We start from the raw sequence: 4,148 nt of genomic DNA, 5'->3' as shown, positions 1-4,148 counted from the left end.
TATTTTATTACAATTTTTTCTTTGCGAGATGTAATATAACTTTACCAACGATTGTCTTAACTACAAATAAAAACATGAATCAGGAAACATTCAAAAACACGGTCTTTTGTCTCAAGGATGAGATGTACCGTTTTGCGAAAAGATTCTTGATAAGCTCTGAGGAAGCGGAGGATGTAGTACAGGATTTAATGATGAAGTTTTGGCAAAAAAAAGACGAACTTATTTACATTAATGTGAAGTCTTACGCGATGAAAGCGGTGCGAAATGAGTGCCTTAATCGGTTGAAGCATCATGAGGTGAAGTTAACTTTTGCACAATTACAACAATCCAACAATCAGCATCACGCTCCCGAAAATAACAATTTGAAGGATGAAATCATCAAGCTAATACAACAGTTGCCTGAAAAGCAAAAAAGGGTGATACATCTCAAAGATGTGGAAGAATATAATATCGAAGAAATTTCTGAGATTTTGGAGATGCAAGAAAACGCAGTAAGAGTTAATCTGATGCGTGCAAGACAAAAAATAAAGGAACAAATTACCCAACTTTTGAATTATGAAAAAAGAGACCTCTCAAGATAAATATTCCGAAATTCTTCAAGACTTGAAGAACGAAAAAATGGACTGGGAATTTGATGCTTTTTTGAAGGAAACTGAAAAAGGTTCTCGTTCAAAAAGTAGAAAACAAAAGACTTATTTTTTACCAATTTTAGGGATGGCTGCAAGCGTTCTATTGATTGTGGGAACTTTGCGTTTGGTTAATTTTATGTTTCATGATACGGTGAAGGACAGTGATAATTTGGTCAAAAATAATATCCTCAAACAAAAGCAGAATGGAGAAATCCGGGATACTTTAGAAATCAACAAAAAAACGATGGCGATTCTTGATTCTGCGACAAAACATGGAGGAGAAAGCCTTTCGATTGGTTTACAAGATGATGAAAAAATTATGAATCAAATTCTTCCCAAAAAACAGCGACTCAAAAAAGTTTCCAAAACCTATTACGTTAATACAGGAAATGATGAGAGAATGGCAGATTCAACGGGAAAAGATTTCTATCGTCCAAGCTATGTGGTTATCAATGGACAAAAAATACAAAGCGAAAAAGAAGCACTCGATGTTGCTGAGTATTCTTTTATGATGCTTCAAGAAAAATGTAACAAAGCACTTGCAGTTTCTAAGCAACCAGCTGCAATAGAAGAATAACCTATAATTTCATACAATGAAAACAATATTTAGCCTCACTATTAATTTAATGTTCAGTTTGTCATCCTTCTTGATGCAATCTCAGACATTAGAAGATATGTATCACAATTTTGAAAAAAAGGGTAATGTAACCGCTATCAAAATTACCAAACCCATGTTTGGAATGCTTAACAAGTTGGATATTGACAATCAATATATTGCTGCCATCAAGCCTTTGCTTAATGATGTCGATAATTTGAGGGTGTTTGTCTTTTCCAAAGCGACATTTCCAGACAGCTTAATCTCTGAAAATGAGGAAAATATTAAAAGGAATAAAACGCAGTCTCAATGGATTAAAAATTCGATATCTGATCTCGATTTTAAAGAGTTAATGACGGTTAAACAGCAGGATAACGAAATCCAATTTGTTGGTGGAGGATTGAAGGATGAAACGCTGGAAGATCTTATCATTAATGTAGATTCTAAGGAAGACAATATTCTTTTCGTTCTCAATGGGCAAATGAAAATGGATGATGTTAATAGTTTGATTGAGAGGTCTCAGGTATCTAATATTCAAAATTCTAAAAATAACACTTACTCAAGCAAGGCGGGTGAAGAATACAGAAATGTTGGAAATTTTTCGGGGATTTCTTCTGCGGTTGGTATCAAAGTGTATTATACGCAAGGAAGTCCACAATCAGTAAAAGTTGAAGCAGATGCGGACAAATTAGAAAATATCATCACGGAAGTTAACAACGGAATTCTTAAAATCACCATTGATAACAAGGGAAAAACCAACCTTAATTTTAAAAACCTTGTGGTCAATGTGACTGCTCCTGAACTAAACAGCGTGAAAGTCGCTTCTGGCTCTAAATTTTATTCCAAAAACGGAATTTCATCTAAAAAGTTTACGGTGGATACCAATTCAGGTGGTTCTGTTGATGCAAATATCAAGGCGGATCTGGTCAACATCGATTGTAGTTCGGGTTCTTCAGCTAATTTGAACATAGATTCTGAGAAAGTTGATGTCAAAGTCAATAGTGGCGCAAGTGCTAATTTGGAAGGAAAGGCAGATTCAGCTTTATTTAAAATGAGTAGTGCAGGAAGTTGTAATGCAGAAAAATTTGAAACAAAAACGGCAGTAATTGATGCTTCTTCTGCTTCAAGTGCAACGATCAACGTAAGCAAAGACCTTAATGCAAAAGTGAGTTCTGTAGCGACGATTAAATATAAGGGTAAGCCACAAAAAGTTGTTTCGGACATCGATAAAGTTTCAGGAGGAAAACTGAAAGAATTAGACTAAATTTTTATAATTGAAGCTCGGGCAGAAATGTTCGAGTTTTTTATTAAATTATGTTAACAAGGTCATTATTTTTTCATTTTCAAAATAAAAACCTTAATTTTGCAAAGAAAGTAAAGATGTCTATACATAACAAAATTGTAGAAGAAGCCATCACTTTCGATGACGTCCTTTTGATTCCTTCTTATTCAGAAGTTTTACCGAATCAAGTTTCACTCAAATCAAGATTAACCGACAAGATTACACTTAATGTTCCTATTGTGTCCGCAGCGATGGATACAGTAACGGAAGCAGATTTAGCGATTGCTTTGGCAAGAGTTGGTGGTTTGGGATTTATCCACAAAAACATGACTATTGAAGAGCAAGCAGCTCAAGTTAATAAAGTTAAACGTTCAGAAAACGGGATGATTGCTGATCCAGTGACGCTTTCCAAAGATTATACTTTGAGAGAAGCCAAAGAATTGATGCAGCGATACAAAATTTCGGGACTTCCGGTTGTTGATCCAGATAACAAGTTAATTGGTATCATTACCAACCGTGATGTTAAGTATCAAGAGAATCTAGATATGAAGGTAGAGGACTTGATGACGAAGGATAATTTGGTAACATCTGATAAACACACCACACTCGAGACGGCAAAAAAAATTCTTCTTGAAAGTCGAATTGAAAAGCTTCCTATAGTTGATGAAAACTTCAAATTAGTAGGGCTTATCACCATCAAGGATATTGATAATCAATTAGAATATCCTAACGCTAATAAAGATCGTAACGGAAGATTAATTGTCGGTGCAGGAGTTGGGGTTGGCGCAGATACAATGGATAGAGTAAGAGCTTTGGTTAATGCAGGTGTTGATATTGTTGCAATTGATTCGGCGCACGGACATTCGAAAGGGGTAATGGACAAGATTTCTGAAATCAGAACAACCTTCCCTGAGTTGGATATTGTTGGAGGTAATATTGTGACGGCAGATGCAGCAAAAGATTTAATTGAAGCAGGAGCTAATGTGTTGAAAGTCGGAGTAGGCCCAGGTTCTATCTGTACAACTCGTGTTGTTGCAGGAGTTGGTGTTCCTCAGCTTTCCGCAATTTATAACGTGTACGAATACGCAAAAACTAAGAATGTTTCTGTTATCGGAGATGGTGGGGTTAAACTTTCTGGGGATATCGTGAAAGCTTTGGCCAGTGGAGCTAATGCAGTAATGTTAGGTTCTCTTTTCGCTGGGACGGAAGAAGCTCCAGGAGAGGAGATTATTTTCCAAGGAAGAAAATTCAAAGCCTATCAAGGAATGGGAAGTCTTGCTGCAATGAAGAGAGGAGGAAAAGAAAGATATTTCCAAAGTGAGGCTAAGAAATTTGTTCCAGAAGGAATTGAAGGTCGAGTTCCTTACAAAGGGAAATTAGAAGATGTAGTATTTCAGTTAACAGGTGGAATCAGAGCAGGAATGGGATATTGTGGAACCGCTGATATTGATACTCTTCAACGTGATGGCAAAATGGTAAAAATTACAGGAAGTGGGCTCAAAGAATCTCACCCTCACGATGTGATTATTACACAAGAAGCGCCTAATTATTCGCTTTAAAATATTTTAATATAAAATCAAAACGATGCTGTGATTAATCACAGCATCGTTTTTTTTGGTTGACAAAATTTAATTAAATTTTT

General features: G+C 35.8%; 4 protein-coding genes. All 4 read left to right on the top strand.

What is annotated here, in order from left to right:
- On the top strand, window positions 1-581 hold a 581-nt coding region (locus tag AC4AGG_RS15495), incomplete at its 5' end, for an RNA polymerase sigma factor (protein ID WP_489772923.1).
- On the top strand, window positions 556-1,206 hold the full coding sequence (locus AC4AGG_RS15490) for a hypothetical protein (protein ID WP_489772922.1): 651 nt from the start codon (window positions 556-558) through the stop codon (window positions 1,204-1,206). The genes AC4AGG_RS15495 and AC4AGG_RS15490, both read left to right, overlap by 26 nt.
- Window positions 1,207-1,222: 16 nt before the next feature.
- Window positions 1,223-2,488, top strand: coding sequence for a DUF4252 domain-containing protein (locus AC4AGG_RS15485; RefSeq protein ID WP_489772921.1), 1,266 nt, complete (start codon window positions 1,223-1,225; stop codon window positions 2,486-2,488).
- A 116-nt stretch (window positions 2,489-2,604) separates the two neighbouring features.
- Window positions 2,605-4,065, top strand: a complete 1,461-nt coding sequence (gene guaB, locus AC4AGG_RS15480) for an IMP dehydrogenase (protein ID WP_489772920.1) — start codon at window positions 2,605-2,607, stop codon at window positions 4,063-4,065.
- The last annotated feature ends 83 nt before the right edge of the window (window positions 4,066-4,148 follow it).

It is taken from the genome of Chryseobacterium sp. CG10_8 (assembly GCF_058117085.1).
Note: the sequence above shows the minus strand (reverse complement) of the source record. Positions and strands in the feature narration are given on the sequence as shown.

Bases quoted from the DNA above. Each gene is read 5' to 3' on its own strand.
- AC4AGG_RS15490 (WP_489772922.1), top strand. From the start codon at position 556: ATGAAAAAAGAGACCTCTCAAGATAAATATTCCGAAATTCTTCAAGAC.
- AC4AGG_RS15485 (WP_489772921.1), top strand. From the start codon at position 1,223: ATGAAAACAATATTTAGCCTCACTATTAATTTAATGTTCAGTTTGTCA.
- guaB (WP_489772920.1), top strand. From the start codon at position 2,605: ATGTCTATACATAACAAAATTGTAGAAGAAGCCATCACTTTCGATGAC.